Annotated in this window: 15 protein-coding genes; 12 read left to right on the top strand and 3 right to left on the bottom strand. The window is 67.9% G+C overall.

What is annotated here, in order from left to right; genetic code table 11:
- The 12 genes from QNJ67_06135 to QNJ67_06080 form a co-directional block, all read left to right on the top strand.
- Nucleotides 1-1,857 (top strand): FAD-dependent oxidoreductase (locus QNJ67_06135; GenBank protein MDJ0608538.1); only part of this gene is annotated, 1,857 nt, incomplete at its 5' end.
- 164 nt (nucleotides 1,858-2,021) lie between these two features.
- Complete coding sequence (locus tag QNJ67_06130; GenBank protein MDJ0608537.1) at nucleotides 2,022-3,347, top strand: aminotransferase class III-fold pyridoxal phosphate-dependent enzyme; 1,326 nt, start codon at nucleotides 2,022-2,024, stop codon at nucleotides 3,345-3,347.
- Nucleotides 3,348-3,369: 22 nt separating this feature from the next.
- Nucleotides 3,370-4,167: an alpha/beta fold hydrolase gene (locus tag QNJ67_06125; GenBank protein ID MDJ0608536.1), complete on the top strand. Its 798-nt coding sequence runs from the start codon at nucleotides 3,370-3,372 to the stop codon at nucleotides 4,165-4,167.
- Nucleotides 4,164-5,264 carry a mandelate racemase/muconate lactonizing enzyme family protein gene (locus QNJ67_06120; protein ID MDJ0608535.1) on the top strand — a complete coding sequence of 367 codons (1,101 nt, stop codon included), beginning with the start codon at nucleotides 4,164-4,166 and terminating at the stop codon, nucleotides 5,262-5,264. Before QNJ67_06125 ends, QNJ67_06120 begins: the two co-directional genes overlap by 4 nt.
- 6 nt (nucleotides 5,265-5,270) lie before the next feature.
- A complete protein-coding gene (locus QNJ67_06115; GenBank protein ID MDJ0608534.1) occupies nucleotides 5,271-6,374 on the top strand; it encodes a mandelate racemase/muconate lactonizing enzyme family protein in 1,104 nt (367 codons plus the stop codon).
- 11 nt (nucleotides 6,375-6,385) lie between these two features.
- Complete coding sequence (locus tag QNJ67_06110) at nucleotides 6,386-7,489, top strand: mandelate racemase/muconate lactonizing enzyme family protein (protein MDJ0608533.1); 1,104 nt, start codon at nucleotides 6,386-6,388, stop codon at nucleotides 7,487-7,489.
- A gap of 50 nt (nucleotides 7,490-7,539) precedes the next feature.
- Complete coding sequence (locus QNJ67_06105; protein ID MDJ0608532.1) at nucleotides 7,540-8,028, top strand: hypothetical protein; 489 nt, start codon at nucleotides 7,540-7,542, stop codon at nucleotides 8,026-8,028.
- Between the two features lie 40 nt (nucleotides 8,029-8,068).
- A complete protein-coding gene (locus QNJ67_06100; protein MDJ0608531.1) occupies nucleotides 8,069-8,536 on the top strand; it encodes an NUDIX domain-containing protein in 468 nt (155 codons plus the stop codon).
- Nucleotides 8,537-8,684: 148 nt separating this feature from the next.
- Complete coding sequence (locus QNJ67_06095) at nucleotides 8,685-9,413, top strand: DUF1194 domain-containing protein (GenBank protein MDJ0608530.1); 729 nt, start codon at nucleotides 8,685-8,687, stop codon at nucleotides 9,411-9,413.
- Between the two features lie 13 nt (nucleotides 9,414-9,426).
- A complete protein-coding gene (locus QNJ67_06090) occupies nucleotides 9,427-9,822 on the top strand; it encodes an MAPEG family protein (protein ID MDJ0608529.1) in 396 nt (131 codons plus the stop codon).
- A 113-nt stretch (nucleotides 9,823-9,935) separates the two neighbouring features.
- A complete protein-coding gene (locus QNJ67_06085; protein ID MDJ0608528.1) occupies nucleotides 9,936-10,250 on the top strand; it encodes a hypothetical protein in 315 nt (104 codons plus the stop codon).
- Nucleotides 10,251-10,293: 43 nt separating this feature from the next.
- Nucleotides 10,294-11,088, top strand: a complete 795-nt coding sequence (locus tag QNJ67_06080; protein ID MDJ0608527.1) for an AAA family ATPase — start codon at nucleotides 10,294-10,296, stop codon at nucleotides 11,086-11,088.
- Between the two features lie 416 nt (nucleotides 11,089-11,504).
- Here the strand turns inward: QNJ67_06080 and QNJ67_06075 are convergent, their stop codons facing one another.
- The 3 genes from QNJ67_06075 to phnD all read right to left on the bottom strand — a co-directional run bounded on the left by QNJ67_06075 (nucleotide 11,505) and on the right by phnD (nucleotide 15,757).
- The gene (locus QNJ67_06075; GenBank protein MDJ0608526.1) at nucleotides 11,505-11,933 is read right to left on the bottom strand and encodes a response regulator; all 429 of its coding nucleotides are present in this window, start codon (nucleotides 11,931-11,933) and stop codon (nucleotides 11,505-11,507) included.
- Nucleotides 11,934-12,275: 342 nt separating this feature from the next.
- Nucleotides 12,276-14,891, bottom strand: a complete 2,616-nt coding sequence (locus tag QNJ67_06070; GenBank protein MDJ0608525.1) for a PAS domain S-box protein — start codon at nucleotides 14,889-14,891, stop codon at nucleotides 12,276-12,278.
- Nucleotides 14,891-15,757: a phosphate/phosphite/phosphonate ABC transporter substrate-binding protein gene (gene phnD, locus QNJ67_06065; protein MDJ0608524.1), complete on the bottom strand. Its 867-nt coding sequence runs from the start codon at nucleotides 15,755-15,757 to the stop codon at nucleotides 14,891-14,893. The genes QNJ67_06070 and phnD overlap by 1 nt, the downstream gene beginning before the upstream one ends.
- Between the last annotated feature and the right edge of the window lie 26 nt (nucleotides 15,758-15,783).

Below are 15,783 nucleotides of genomic sequence, written 5' to 3'. Positions count from 1 at the left end.
ATCACCGAGCAGGGCGAGTGGCGCTGCGAGATGGTGGTCAACGCCGCCGGCACCTACGCGCGCCAGGTCGGCGAGTGGGTCGGCCTCGACCTGCCCGTGGTCTCGGCGACGCACCACTACCTGGTGACCGACACGGTGCCCGAGTTCGTCGAGCGCGACACGGAACTGCCCGTGGTGCGCGACGACCACGTGGTCTCCGGCTACGTCCGCCAGGAGCAGAAGTCCGGCCTGATCGGCATCTACGAGAAGAAGGACCCGCGCCCGGTCTGGCTCGAGGGCACGCCTTGGGAGGCCGAGCACGAGCTCTTCGAGGCCGACTACGACCGCATCATGCCCTGGCTGGAAGCGGCCCTGGAGCGGGTGCCGGTCCTGGCCGACAAGGGGGTGAAGCGGGTGGTGCACGGCGCCATCGCCCACCCGCCCGACGGCGGCATGCTGCTCGGCCCGGCGCCGGGCCTCCGGAACTACTGGTGCGCCGCCGGCATCCCGGTCGGCATCGCCTGGGGCCCGGGCGCCGGCAAGTACCTGGCCCAGTGGATGGTCCACGGCACCGCCGAGGTCAACATGCGGCCCTTCGACCCCCGGCGCTACGGCCCCTGGACCGGCTTCGACTATGCGGTCGAGAAGGTCAAGGAAGACTACATCCTGCGCCACGAGACGCCCTTCCCGCACCGCGACCGCCCGGCCGCCCGGCCGGTCAAGGCCTCGCCGCTCTACGAGCGCCTCGCGCAGGCCGGCGCGGTCTACGAGCAGGTCTTCGGCTGGGAACGGCCCCTATGGTTCGCCCGTCCCGGGGTGGAGCAGCGCCACCACGAGAGCTTCCGGCGCTCGGCCGCCTTCGACTGCGTCGCCGCCGAGTGCCAGGCGGTGCGCGAGCGGGCCGGCATCCTGGACCTGACCGCCTTCGCCAAGGTCGACGTGACCGGTCCGGGCGCCGAGGCCTTCCTCGACCGCATGATCGCCAACCGGCCGCCGCGCAAGGTCGGCGGGATCGTGCTCAGCCACCTGCTGAACCGGAAGGGCACCATCGAGGCCGAGGTGACCTGCGCCCGCCTTGCCGAGGACCGCTTCTACCTCATGTTCGCCGCCTTCCACGAGCTCCGGATCATGGACTGGCTGGAGCAGCACCGGAACGGCGAGGACGTGACCGTCACCAACCAGTCGAGCGACTACGGCTGCCTGGTGCTCTCGGGCCCGGCGTCGCGCGACATCCTGCGCCAGGTGACCCAGGCGCCGCTCGACAACGAGTCCTTTCCCTGGCTCAAGGCCCGGGAGATCGATGTGGCCGGCGCGCCGGTGCGCGCGCTCCGCGTCTCCTACGTCGGCGAGCTCGGCTGGGAGCTGCACGTGCCGCTCGACAGGATGGCCCAGGTCTACGACGCCCTCTGGCAAGCCGGGAAGGAGCACGGCCTGGAGAACTTCGGCTCGGCCACGCTCAACGCGCTCCGCCTGGAGAAGGGCTTCAAGGGCGCCAGCGAGCTGACCAACGAGGTGACCCTGCCCGAGGCCGACGTCATGCGCTTCGTCAAGCTGGACCGGGAGTTCCTCGGCCGTGACGCGACGGTGGCCAGCCAGGAGGCGCCGCTGCCCTGGCGCTGCGCCTATCTCGCGATCGAGGCCGCCGATTCTGACTGCCACGGCAGCGAGGCGGTCTTCGACAACGGCACGCTGGTCGGCGCGGTCAGCTCCGGCGGCTACGGCCACCACGTCGGGAAGTCTCTGGCTTTCGCCTACCTGAAGCCGGACTATGCGGAACCGGGTTCGGAGCTTGAGGTCATGGTGCTGGGCGAGCGGCGCCCGGCCCGGGTCCTGGGCGAGGCCGCCTACGATCCGCAGAACGAGCGCCCGCGCGCTTAGGAGGGCGTTGTCGCAGTCAGGAGTACTTGATCGACGTCACCCTTCGACAGGCTCAGGGTGAGGTTGATTGCTTGATACACATTGCCCTCACCCTGAGCTTGTCGAAGGGTGATGGTGCCAGGTTCGCATCCTTGAGCAGCTTGGCGGAACGAAAGGACAAGGCCATGGCGATAGCCGAAGCGAGAACGCAGGAACAAGCGGCCAAGACCCAGGCCGAGCTCTACGAGGTCGCCGAGCGCAGCCTGCCGGGCGCCGGCCTGGGCGGCTACTCCCTGCCGGACGACCTGCGCTTCGTGGTCGAGCGCGGCGAGGGCTCGCACCTCTATTCCGTGGAAGGACGCCGCTACATCGACTACGTCGGCGGGGCTGGGGCCAACATCCTGGGCCACGCCCACCCGGCGGTGGTCGCGGCGGTGCGCGAGCAGGCCGGCCGGGCGCTCCACGTCTTCGGCACGCTGAACGACGTGGCGGTGGAGCTCTCCGAGACGCTGCTGCGGGTCATCCCCTGCGCCGAGAAGATCACCTTCACCACCACCGGGTCCGAGGCGACCTTCTACGCCATGCGCATGGCCCGCGCCTTCACCGGCCGGGACAAGATCCTGAAGTTCGAGGGCGCCTACCACGGCAACCACGACTATTCCGCGGTCAGCGTCTTCCCCAAGGCGCCGGGCAACTACCCGGTCGGCAGCGTCGACAGCGGCGGCGTGCCCGAGGTGCTGCCCCAGACCGTGCTGATCGCGCCCTACAACGACCTCGACGTGGTCGAGCGGATCGTCGCGACGAACAAAGCCGACCTCGCCGCCATCATCGTCGAGCCGGTGCAGCGCATCATCTTCCCGCAGCCGGGCTTCCTGGCGGGCCTCAGGCAGATCTGCGACAAGCACGGCATCGTGCTGATCTTCGACGAGGTGGTCACCGGGTTCCGGCTCGCCTTGGGTGGTGGGCAGGAGTACTTCGGCGTGACACCGGACCTCGCCAGCTACGGCAAGATCGTCGGCGGCGGCGGGCCGCTCGGCTGCGTCGCCGGGCGCGCCGAGATCATCGACCGGGCCAATCCCAAGTACAAGGGCCAGGCCGACTACGCCTACATCAACGGCACGCTGCACGGCAATCCGATCGCCGCGGCCGCCGGCCTGGCGACCATCCGCGAGCTGGAGAAGCCGGGCTTCTACGAGGCCCTGCACGGACGCGCCGACGAGCTGACCGGCGCGCTCCAGGGCGTGCTCGACCGCAAGGGCGTGCCGGCCATCGCGGCCGGGCGCGGGTCCTTCTGGCAGTTCCTCTTCATGGACCGGGAACCGGTCAGCCAGACCGACGTCATGGCGAGCGACGCCGCCTCGATGCGCAAGCTCGACCTGGAGCTGCTGCGCCGGGGGATCTACGTGCTGCCGGGCGTGCGCCGCTTCACCTGCGCCGTCACGACCGAGCAGGACATCGCCGAAACGGTCACGGCCCTCGAAGGCGCCTGCGACGCCATGGCCCGGGGATGATCCTCCCGCGGGCGCGGCACCGGTGAAGCGGCACACGGCCATCGAGGTTCGCGACGGGGTCTTTCTGCGCCGCGGCGGCGGCGGCGACGCGCCGGTGCTCTGGTGTGTTCACGGCTACGGCGAGTCCGGCTTCTCTTTCGCGCCGCTCACGGAGACGCCCCTGTGCGACGCCTATCGCCTGATCATCCCTGACCTGCCCGGCTTCGGCGTCTCGCCGAGCGCGCCCGAGGCCGGCACGCTCGACGGCCAGGCCAGGATGCTGGCCGCGCTGATCCGCGCGGTCACGCCGGACCAGCCGGTCGGCCTAATCGGCCATTCCCTAGGCGCCTCGATCGCGGCGCTGGCCGCCGGAGAGCTGAGCGAGCAGGTCGCCGGCATCTTCGCCATCGAGGGCAACCTGACCGCCGCCGGCGGCTACTTCACCGGCCGCGCCGCCAAGGCCAAGGACGCCGCCGGCTTCAAGCGGACCTTCCTCTCCGACCTCAGCCTGAAGTCGGCGCGGAATGTCGCGCTCAGCCGCTACCTGGCCAGCGTCGCCCTGGCCGACGACGAGACCTTCTGGCGCCTGGGGCGCGACGCCACGGAACGGGCGCGGAACGACGGACTCGGCGAACTCTACCGGAACCTGCTCTGTCCCAGCCTCTACTACTGGGGCCGCACCGGGACCGTGCAGGAGGACCGCGACTACCTGAAGGCCCACGGCCTGCCCAACCGGGTCTACACCAAGGCCGGCCACTGGCCGATGGTCGACATCCCCGACGCGACCGGCCGGGCGATCGCCGGTTTCTTCGACCTGCCGTCGTTCAGGAGCGCGCCATGAGGATCACCCGGATCCGGCTGCACAGGGTTCGCCTGCCCTACAAGAGCTTGAGCAGCATCCGCGTCGAGCGCGAGGTGCTGGAAGAGGTCGAGACCAACGTCGTCGCGGTGGAAACCGACGCCGGGATCACGGGTCACGGCGAGTCCTGCGCGATCGGCGCGGTCTACTTGCCGACCTATCCCGACGCGGTGCGCGGCGGCATCGCGGAGCTGGCGCCGGCGCTGCTGGGCGAGGACCCGCGCAGCCTTGGGCGCGTCAACTGGCTGATGGACGAGGCGGTGCGCGGCCAGCCCCAGGCCAAGTCGCCGATCGACATCGCCTGCTGGGACATCCTCGGTCAGGCCGCCGGACTGCCGCTCCACACCCTGCTCGGCGGGCGCCTGATGGACCGGGCGCCGCTCTATCACTCCATCGCCTTCGCCCGGCCCGACGCCATGGCGGTGCAGCTGGAAGGTTACCGGGCCGAGGGCTTCGGCGTCTTCCAGATCAAGGTCGGCGGCTTGCCCGAGGAGGACGTCGATCGCATCCGCGCCTGCCACGGCGCGCTCGGGCCGGGCGACCGAATGTTCTTCGACGCCAACCGCGCCTGGACGTCCGAGGACGCCCTGCGGGTCTCCAAGGCGCTCGCCGATCTCACCTGGCCCATGGAGCAGCCCTGCGAGACCTATGAAGAGTGCCGCCGCGTGCGCCGCCGGATCGACCGGCCGCTCTATCTGGACGAGGTGATCGACGACCAGAGCGACCTGATGGCGGCGGTCGCCGACGAGGCCCTGGACGGCCTGGTCATCAAGCTCTCCCACTGCGGCGGCCTGACCCGGGCGCGGGAACTGCGCGCGGCGGCCCTGGCGGCCGGGCTCAAGGTGCGGATCGAGGACACGGTCGGGGCCGACATCGCCCGCGCCGCCGTGGCGCATCTGGCGGTCACCACGCCGCCGAAACGCCTGATCGCGGCCTACCCGCACCTGAACGACGCGGTGACCCTGGCCGAGGGCGCGCCCAGGGTCGCGGAGGGCGCGGTGTCGCCGGGCGACGCGCCGGGGCTCGGCATCACCCCTCTCTCCGGGGTGCTCGGCGAGCCGGTCGCGGTCCATGAGTGAACGGCGATGAAGATCTCCAGGGTCAGCGTCTATCGGGTCGAGCTGCCGGTCACCGGCCAGGGCTTCAAGTTCTCCGGCGGCCGCGTGGTCCGCTCGACCGATTCGACCATCGTCCGGATCGACACCGACGAGGGCGTCTCGGGCTGGGGCGAGACCTGCCCCTTCGGCAACGACTATCTGCCCGCCTTCCCCGAGGGCGCGCGGGCGGCGCTCGGCCTGCTGGCGCCGGCCCTGCTCGGCCGCGACCCGCGGCGGCCGAATGAAACCTCTGCCGTCCTGGACCGGGCCCTGATGGGCCACGGCTACGTGAAGTCGGCCCTCGACATGGCCTGCTGGGACGTCACGGGCCGGGCGCTCGACCGGCCGCTGGCCGAGCTTCTGGGCGGCTGGGTGACCGAGGCGCTGCCGGCCATCTCTGGAATCGCGCCCGGCGTCGGCGACGATCCCGCCGCGGCGGTCGAGCGCTTTCGCGCCCAGGGCCTCGCCCAGGTCTCGATCAAGGCGAGCGGCGACCCGGCGGCCGATATCGCCCTGCTTCGGGGCTATGCCGCATTGCTGGCGCCGGGCGAAAGCCTCAGGCTCGACGCCAACCGGGGCTGGCGGGTCGACCAGGCGATCCGGGTCGTCCGGGCGGCCGGCGATCTGGACCTGGTGGTCGAGCAGCCCTGCGACAGCCTGGCCGACTGCGTCGCGGTCAAGCGGGCGACCGGCTGCGTCCTGATCCTCGATGAGTGCGTCGAGGACGCGCGCGACCTGGTCGAGGCCAAGGCGGCGGGCGCGCTCGACGGGCTCAACATCAAGATCGGCCGGGTCGGCGGCCTGACCCAATCCCGCCTGCTGCGCGACCTCTGCCTCGAGCTCGACGTGCCGCTCTACATCCAGGACACGGGCGGCAGCAGCATCGTCCAGGCGGCCATCGCGCACCTGGGCCACGCCACGCCGGCTTCGCACCTGCTCGCCGTCTGGGACCCCCACGGCATCACGGAAACCCGGACCGCGGAGCACGCTCCCGTGGTCGCCGAGGGCCGGATGCGGGCGCCGAAGCGCCCGGGACTCGGCGTCGAGCCGATCGCCGGCGTGCTGGGCGAGCCGGCCGCCGTCTACGCCTGAGAGGCCAAGCCATGAAGATCAGCCGCATCGAGGTCTTCCACCTGACCCTGCCGCTCAGGGAGCCCTACAGCCTGTCCGGCGGCCGGCTCCGCTTCGAGTCGCTGGACTCGACCATCGTCGCGGTCACCACCGACGCCGGCCTGACCGGCTGGGGCGAGGGCTGTCCCTGGGGTTCGACCTACCTGCCCGCCTTCGGCAAGGGCATCCGCGCGGTGCTCGACGAGCTGGCGCCCCAGCTGCTCGGCCTCGACCCGCGCCGCCTCGAGGTCATGGAGCGGGCCATGGACAAGGCGCTGCCGGGGCACGGCTACGCCAAGTCGGCGCTCGATACCGCCTTCTGGGACATCCTGGGCCAGGACTCAGGTCTGCCGCTCTGCGAGCTGATGGGCGGGCGCGCGCAAGAGCCGGTGATCCTGCACAGCTCGATCCCGACCGGGACGGCGGACGAGATGATCGCCTCCGTCGCCGCCGCGCGGGGCCGGGGCTACAGCCTCCACTCCTGCAAGGTCGGCCCCTACGCGCTCCTGGACATTCCGCGGATCGAGGCGCTGCACAAAAGCCTGCCCGAGGGCGAGAGCCTCGCCTTCGACGCCAACCGTTCCTGGCTGCCGGACCAGGCGATCCAGGTGATCAACGCCACCGCGCATCTCGGCCACCCCTTCGAGCAGCCCTGCGAGACCCTGGAGGAGTGCGCCGCCGTGCGCCGGGCGACCAATGGCGTTGTGTTCCTCGACGAGAACATCGTCACGCTCCACGACTTGGTGCGCGCCCAGCGCGAGGGGCTCTGCGAGGGGATCGGCCTCAAGATCGGCCGGGTCGGCGGCCTGACCAAGGCCCGGCGCCTGCGCGACTTCTGCCTCGCCTTCGGCCTGCGCATGAACATCGAGGAGACCGGCGGCAGCGTGATCGCCGACACCGGCGCGGTCCACCTGGCCCAGGCGACACCGGCCAGCCATCGGCGCGCCACCTGGCTGTGCCACGACATGCTGACCCTCGACACCGCCGAGGGCGGCGCGCGCAACATGAACGGCTCGACCCGCGCGCCCGACGCGCCGGGGCTCGGCGTGGCGCCGGACCGTGAAAAGCTCGGCGACGCGGTCGCGGTCTACGAATGATAGTCTAATAGCGCCCTGGCAACCGGACCGACAATGCGAAGGGATGGCTCTTGAAGTCCTTCAAGATCGACTGCGAAATCACAAGCGTCGATAGGGTCGATATCTCGAACGAACAAGACTTCGAACCCGATGATGTGGTCACCTCCGTAGCCGGCTTGTTGCATCTCCGGTTCGGCGACACTGCACGAACTTTTGAAACGATACGTTTGCTTTTGTTCACGACCGTGGCGATCCAGTCGTCTTGGGAGCTACTGACCTTCGCTGTCCCCGGATCGAAAAAGACAGTGACGATTCACGAGTACACCAACGTCTTGTGCATGCGCGCCAATAAGGACGTGATGGAGTTGTCTCTGGAGAGCGGAAACACGGTGATGGAAACCGCACAGTGCCCTGTTTCAACGTTCTTGAGAAACCTTGGATTGGTCCACAAATCGTTGACCAAGGAGCTGCTTGCAAAGAACCCGGAACTCATGAACACCGTGCTGTTTCGGTATATTCATCCGGGTGCGGTCCACTTTGCGGTTCATGGGCTAGACTAAGCGGCTCACGGAAATCCGAAACCCGTGGACTGAAGCGGATATGGCTAAGCAGAGTGCCGGACTGCTGCTCTACCGGAAGCGCGAGGGGCGGGTCGAGGTCTTCCTGGTGCATCCCGGCGGACCCTTCTGGGCGAACAAGGACGCGCACGCCTGGTCGATCCCCAAGGGCGAGTTCGAAGCCGGGGAGGACGCCCTAGCGGCGGCCAAGCGCGAGTTTCGGGAGGAGACCGGCTTCGACCCGGGCGCGGGACTCTTCACCGCCCTCGAGCCCTGCCGGCAGTCCGGCGGCAAGGTGATCCACGCCTGGGCCGCTGAGGGCGACTGCGACGCCGCGGCGGTCCGCAGCAACGACTTCGAGATGGAGTGGCCGCCGCGCTCCGGGCAAATGCAGTCCTTCCCGGAAGTCGACCGCGCCGCCTGGGTCCCGCTCGACCAGGCGAAAGAGAAGCTGCACAAGGGCCAGGCCCCCCTGATCGACCAGCTGGAATCCCTGCTCGCCGCCCCCTAGCTTGCCCTCACCTGGCTCGCTGACCGCTCGCCACCCTCTCCCAAGGGAGTGGGTTCAAGGGGCACTGACGGCGCGCGATCCTCGCATGACGCGCTGCAGATTGTGATAGGCTCCGGAAACTTTGGACCGGCTGGAGCGAAGGCGCGCGATGGCACGAATTCTCCTGGTTCTCATGGCGCTCTGCTGCGCACCGGCCGCGAGCGCCGGGGACGGCGTCGATCTGGAGCTCGTGCTGCTGGCCGACGCCTCGCGCTCGATCGACGACGACGAGATTCGTTTCCAGCGCCAGGGCTACGCTTCGGCCATCACCCACCCCGACGTGCTGGCGGTCATCGCCCAGGGCTACGACCAGCGCATCGCCGTGACCTATGTCGAGTGGGGCGACGCCGACTCCCAGGAGGTCGTCGCGCCCTGGACCGTGATCGAGGGCAAGGACTCGGCGGCCGCCTTCGCCGAAAAGCTCATGGCCGCGCCGCGCAAGGCCTGGGGCCCCAACGCGATCGGCAACGCGCTCGCCTTCGGCCTCGGCCTGATCGAGACCAACGAGTTTCGCGCGCCGCGCCAGGTGATTGACCTCTCGGCCGACAGCGCCAGCAATTTCTACGGCATGCCGATCCACGAGGCGCGCCGCGCGGCGCTCGAGGCCGGCGTGGTGATCAACGGCCTCGCGGTCGCCTGCCGGCGCTGCAGCGGCCAACCGGGTGGCTACGACCTGGAGGCGGCCTTCGAGGCCGAGCTGATCGGCGGGCCGGGCAGCTTCGTGGTCACCGCCGACGGCGACCTCAGCTTCGCCCAGGCGGTGCGCAAGAAGTTGATCCTCGAGATCGCGGGCCTCACGCCCGATTCCCGGGGTCCCGAACTGGCGACGCGAGACTGACGGAGAGCGCCCTATGGCGGTGACCGCCCTCTACGCCGCGCTGGCGGCGTTCTTCTTCGTCTACCTGAGCTTCCGGGTGATCGGCGCGCGCCGTTCGGCGAAGGTCGCGCTCGGCGACGGCAGCGACAGCACGCTCCAGCGGCGCATGCGCGCCCATGGCAACTTCGCCGAGTACGCGCCCCTGGCCCTCATCCTCATGGCCCTGGCCGAGGCGCAAGGCGCGCCGCTCTGGATGCTCCATGGCCTGGGACTGGCGCTGCTGGCCGGACGCGCGCTGCACGCCTACGGCGTATGCCAGGATCCGGAGCCGCTGAAGTATCGCCAGGCCGGCATGGCCCTCACCTTCGCCGTGCTGGCGCTCGGCGGCCTGCTCAACCTCGGCCTCGTCGGATGGTCCCTGCTGCAGTAGGTGCCTGGGGCTCGGTGTTAAGAGAGAGCAAGCAGGTTTGGGGCAGCAAGGCCTTAAGGCCAGTCATACTTTTCATTCCGCTGATTTTTTGCGCCTTTTGATGGAGACCCCTCATGGCCGATGTCGAACACGCCGTAATTGTGCATTTCACCTATGGATCGACGGATCTGTCCCGGCTCTTCGAACTTGAGGACAGGCTCGAGGAAGCCATCGAAGACGCGGCGGTGGGCGAGTACGACGGCAATGAAATCGCCGTCGATGGCAGTGACGGCGGCCTCTACATCTATGGCCCGGATGCGGACAAGCTGGCGGAAACCGTTGTGCCGATTTTGGAAGCTACCGATTTCATGAGGGGTGCGGTCGCAACAATTCGCTACGGTCCGCCCGAAGACGGCGTAAGGGAGCGACAACTTCGGATCGGGGACTGAGTGGGATAAGCCAAAGCGGACTTGTAACCAGGGATAGCCAGTCATGGCGCGCAGAAACCGCGAGACCAAGCTCCCGTCGCCCTTCCTCAAGCGCATCATCGCGCAGCCCGAGGTGATCGGGCGGGAGGATGGCTATCCCTTCGACCTGCCGTGGCTCCAGGAGGGCGCCTTCGAGCTGGATTTCACAACCCCGGTCACCATCGTGGTCGGCGAGAATGGCAGCGGCAAATCCAGCCTGATCGAGGCGATCGCGGCGCTGGCCGGCTATGACGAGGCGGGCGGCGGCAAGGGCTACCGCCCGGTCGACCACGAGAGCGCGATCGATCGCAGCGGCGCGCTGCTGGCCGAGGCCCTGCGCGCCCAGTGGCTTCCCAAGGTGACCACCGGCTGGTTCTTTCGGGCCGAGACCTTCTTCTCGGTTGCGCGCTATCTCGATCATGCGGCCATGGAGTCTGGCGGCGCGCCGCCGGATTTCCTCTCCTGGTCGCATGGCGAGGGCTTCATCCGCTTCTTCGAGGAGCGCTGCGCGCGGCAGGGGCTCTACTTCATGGACGAGCCGGAGAGCGCGCTGTCGCCGCGTCGCCAGCTCGAGCTTCTGCGCATCCTCGACGGCATCCATCGGGCCGCCAAGGCCCAGGTCATCATCGCGACCCACTCGCCGCTCTTGATGGCGCTGCCCTGCGCGCGTCTCCTGGAGATCACTCGGTCGGGCCTGTTGGAGATCGATTTCACCGAGACGGACCATTTCCGCCTCTATCGCGAATTCATCACCGACCCCGCCGGCTTTATCGAAGAAGCGCTGGCGGCCGGGGATTCCGGATCTGCTCTAACAGACTGATATCGAGCGGATTCACTAAAGTCGGCCCTTAACGCTTTGTTAACCATGCGCATGCCTATGAGTAGTCAGGGGGCTGATAGGAGAGATCCCTTGGCCCATGATTTGAGCCCCTATCTGCGTATCGCGAGCCGCGACCTGCCGACCGCGTGCAAGCAAACGCGTCACGCGCGGGGCTTGGTCACGCGGCCCTGCAGTGCTTGTGATTTATCCGACCTCTGTCGGCATGCGATGCGGACGGAACCGCAAGCGGTTTCCGCATTGCCGGAGCCGGTAAAGAAAATCGGCGAAGAGGCCGCCCCAAAGCCGCGAGCTGCCTGAACCGGCGAGACGCGGCGCGAAGCTCAAGGAGAATGCGGGTCCGGGTGTTCCCGGCGCTCTCATCCGACGGCGTCAGACCAGCTGCCGCCCTCCGCGCGTCATTCGCCGGCCGGCACCGGCTCGGCGACGGGGAGGGCCGCGGCGGGCTCACGGCGGGATGCCTGGCCGAGGAGGTCCCGCGCGGTCTCGACCAGTCGATCGAGGGAGAAGGGCTTTTCGAGCGCCGCCAGGGCCCCGGACTGCGATGCCAGCTTCAGATGGAACGACGAGGGCAAGTGCCCGCCGCCCGAAATGGCGATCACGCCGATCTCCGGGTTGTGCCGGCGCAAGTGGGCGATGACTTCGAGGCCGTCCACGCGCGGCATCAGCATGTCGGTCACCAGGAGATCGAAGTCGGCCCCGACCAGGCCCGCAAGCACTTTCCGTGCGTCCGAGACCGCCGTGACCTCATGAGAGGCTTCGCTCAGAGCCTGCTCCATGACCAGGAGAAGTTGAGGCTCGTCGTCGACAAGCAGAATACGGGCCATCGGTGCCCTTTCTGTCTACTGTTCCGCCCCGCAGGAAGACTTACCGTCAGCCCACAAAATACAAGAGCGCCTGCGTGAGTCATTTTATGTTTTGCTGTTTTTTGTAATCTTTTGTGACTAGAGTGGATCATGTTTGGTCGGACCCATTCATGGGTCCGACCAAACATGTGAATCCGCTTTAAATCCTAAGGTTAGAGCAGATTCACGCGATTGAATGGATCGCCCCGGGCGAGTCCATTCAATCACGATCTGCTCTATGCGGAACCGGCGGAACGAGATATCCCATGGGGCGATTTTCTAGGTTGCCGGATCTCCTCTGGGGCGAATTGACCAGCTAGATGATCATGCCGAGCGGCTTTCGGCGTCCTGCCGGTCCAGCGCCCGCCTGACTTCGCGCGCCAGGTCGGCGAGGCGGAACGGCTTCTGCAGGAGGTGACCGGCGGCCTCGCCATTGCCGCGGTGCGCCAAGGCGTTCTCGCTGTAGCCGGACATGTAGAGAATCGGCAGTCCGGGGAAGCGCTCGCGCACCTGTCGGCCCAGCGTGGCGCCCCCCACGCCTCCCGGCAGGACGATGTCGGACAGCAGGAGATCCACCGGCGAGGAGGACTCGAGGACCTCCAGGGCGTCGCTCGCCGACGAGGCGGTCAGGACCCGGTATTCCAGCGATTCCAGCATGTCCAGGAGCGACGTGAGCAGCTCGGGGTTGTCCTCGACGACCAGGACGACCTCGCCCCGGGCGTGCTTGACGTCATCCTTCGCCGGCCGGCTCTCCTGGGTCTCCGGCGTTCCCAGGTGGCGCGGCAGATAGATCCGGACCGTCGTGCCTTCCCCGACCTCGCTGTAGATCGTGATGTGCCCGCCCGACTGCTTGACGAAGCCGTAGATCATGCTCAAGCCGAGGCCGGTTCCCTTGCCGACGTCCTTGGTCGTGAAGAACGGCTCGAAGGCGTGCTCCAGCGTTTCCGGCGTCATGCCGCATCCCGTGTCCGACACGGCGATCAGGACATAGTCTCCGGCCGTCAGCGGCGCTTGGGCCGAAGCTTCCGCGTTGTTCAGGCGCACATTGGACGCCTCAATCGTCAGCTTGCCGTGCCCCGGCATCGCGTCGCGGGCATTGATCGCCAGGTTGAGAATGGCGTTCTCCAGTTGGCCGGCGTCGATCTCGACCGCCCAGAGCTCGGGCTCGAGGACCACCCGGATATCGACGGTTTCCCCCAGCGTTCCGCGCAGCAGGTCGCGCATCCCTCCGACCAGCTGGTCGACGGCAACGGGCAGGGGGTGCAGCGCCTGCTTGCGGGCGAACGCGAGCAGGCGCTGCGTCAGGGTCGCGCCGCGTTGGGACGCCGTAATGGCGGCGTCGAGCCAGCGCAGGCAGCCGTCGTCAGGCGGCAGCCTGCTGCGCGCCAGTTCCAGGTTCCCCTGGATGATCGCCAGGGCATTGTTGAAGTCGTGCGCAACGCCGCCGGTCAGCTGGCCGACGGCCTCCATTTTCTGCGCCTGCCGCAGCTGCGCCTCGGCCGCCCTAAGCTCGGTGCTGTCGGTTTCGATCGTGCCGATCGCGGCGAGCTCGCCGTCAGGGTCGAACAGTGGAAACTTGTGGACGAAGGCCATGCGCTTCTTGCCGTCTCCCGCCGGGATCTCCAGCTCCCTGGTGACCGGGGCCCTCCGTCTTCGAACCTCCTGCTCCATGGCCATGACCTCGCGGGCATGAGCACTGGGGACGAGGTCCATCGCGGTCTTATCCTGGAGTTCCCGGTCCTTCGGGTTGAACCAGTCCCTAAAGGTCCGATTGACCAGAAAGTAACGCCCGTCCGGGTGTTTCAGGGAGACGGCCGACGGAATCTGGTCGATCGTGGTGCGGAACCAGGCCTCGCTCTTTCTCGCCTCCTCTTCGCTCCGGACACGTTCCGTGATGTCGGCCGCCGTGCCACGATAGCCCTTGAAGTTTCCCGACCCGTCGTACACCGGCGTGCCGCTGACCGACATCACGACGGTCCTGCCGTCGCGGTCCTTGCCGCTGTGCACGAAGTTACGGAACGGCCTCCGCGCCTCCAGGTCGGCCTTGTGGGCCTGCCACGCGGGCGTCGAGGTGTCCCTGTCCGCCGTGGTTTCCCAGCGTGTTCTCCCGAGCCGCTTGTCGCTTTCGAACCCGACTTCGGCGTAGCGATCCGAAAACCATGTAAAGCGCAGATCGGCGTCCATTTCCCAGAACCAGTCCGACGCGGCCTCGGCGATGTCCCGGAACCGCTGTTCGCTCGCGCGCAGCGCGTCGTCCGTCCGCTCCAGGCGCACCAGGGCGTTTCCGGATTGCGACGTGAGGTATCTCAAAGCGACCAGCGCGCAGAACAGGAGCACGACCGCGGCGGGGAACACGACGAGGTTTCTGCGTCGAATCTGCGCGTCCAAGTGCCGGTTGACCTGGTGGTGGGACGTGACGTGCAGCCTCTCCAATTGCTGAACGGCGAGGCTCAGGTTCTTCAATTCGGTTCGCCGGTCTAGCAGGACCTCGATCTGGTCTTTCGCAAGCGGCGACGCCGGCGGGGTCTCGATGACCGGACGCAGCGCCCGATACGCGGCCCTCACGCGCTCGTGGGTCGCCTCATATCTTGCCCCGCCGAAGGCGGTCTGCAGGGCGGTGATCGCGCTCAGCTCTTGGTCGATGATGTAGAGCGAGTTCTGCAGCGCTTGTGACGTCAGGTGTCCGTGAGCCTCGGCCTCTCCGTGGGACTGGATATCATCGATGTCCGACTGCAGTCGGGTCACCACCTGGGCGAGCTGCGTCCCGATCTTGGCCGTGTGAAGCATCACCGGGATATGGAACGCCGCGTTGCGCTCTCGGCTTTCGGCGATGCCCGCTTCCTGCCAGATCAGCAGGACCGAAATCCCGGCGAAGGAGAACACCAGGAGAAGAATGGAGAGAACCGAATACCGCCTTATGCTCTCGTACAACGGCGACACTACCGGGGCTCCGCGGCCAAGAGCGTCTTGAACTGGGGCAGGCTGGCCATGACCTTGCGCAGGCTGTTGTAGTCGCGTTGGTGTGCCGGAAGGAATCCCCCCGCGCGAAGACCCGAGAGGATCCTGGCCCCTTCCGCATCCGCCGGCGACAGGGCCAGGAAGGCGTCCCGCAAACGGTCGACGTAGGACTCGTCCCAGCCCGGCTGGATGGCCCAAACGTAGTCGGCATAGGGCGGCGTCTCCCAGACGACTCGCAACTCATTCGGCCCCAAGCGTCCGTCGCGCAGCATCGCCTTCACCATCTCTCTGTTGACGGCGCCTAGGCTCACCTGCCCGTTGCGTACCAGGGAGACGGTGCGATCGTGCCCGCTGGAATAGCGGACGCTTGCGAAGAAGGTTTCCGGGACCAGTCCCCGCTCCTGGAGGAAATAACGTGGCATGAGATGGCCGGAGGTCGAGAGCTCGGAGCCGAATGCGAAGTCCTGGCCGGCGAAGTCCTCGATCCCGGGGCCGGCGGCGTCGGCGCGCGCCAGAAAGTAGGTGCTGAACTCGGCGTCGATGTCACGCGTGACGAGCGGCACCGCGTCGTGCCGCGCCGCCGCGCTGACGAAGGTGGCGCCGCCAAAATTGGCCATGTCAACCGCCCCTGACCCGAAGAGCTGGACCAATTGTCCATAGCTGTCGGGGATCACGAACTCGATCTCCTGGTTCATTACGCGGGCGAGGTGCTCGGTGAGCGGCCCGTACCTCTCGCGCAGGGCTTCGGCTTGCTCGCCCGGCAGCACGCCGACCCTCAAGACGCTTTGCGGTGTAGAGTTCTCTTCCTGGGAACAGCCGGCCAGCGCCAAGGCGGCGGCGGCGCCCACGGCAGCGATTAGGAACCGTCGCCGCT

Source organism: Kiloniellales bacterium, assembly GCA_030064845.1.
Lineage (GTDB): Bacteria > Pseudomonadota > Alphaproteobacteria > Kiloniellales > JAKSDN01 > JASJEC01.
The sequence above is the reverse complement of the archived record's forward strand: the minus strand, read 5'-3'. Positions and strand labels throughout refer to the sequence as shown.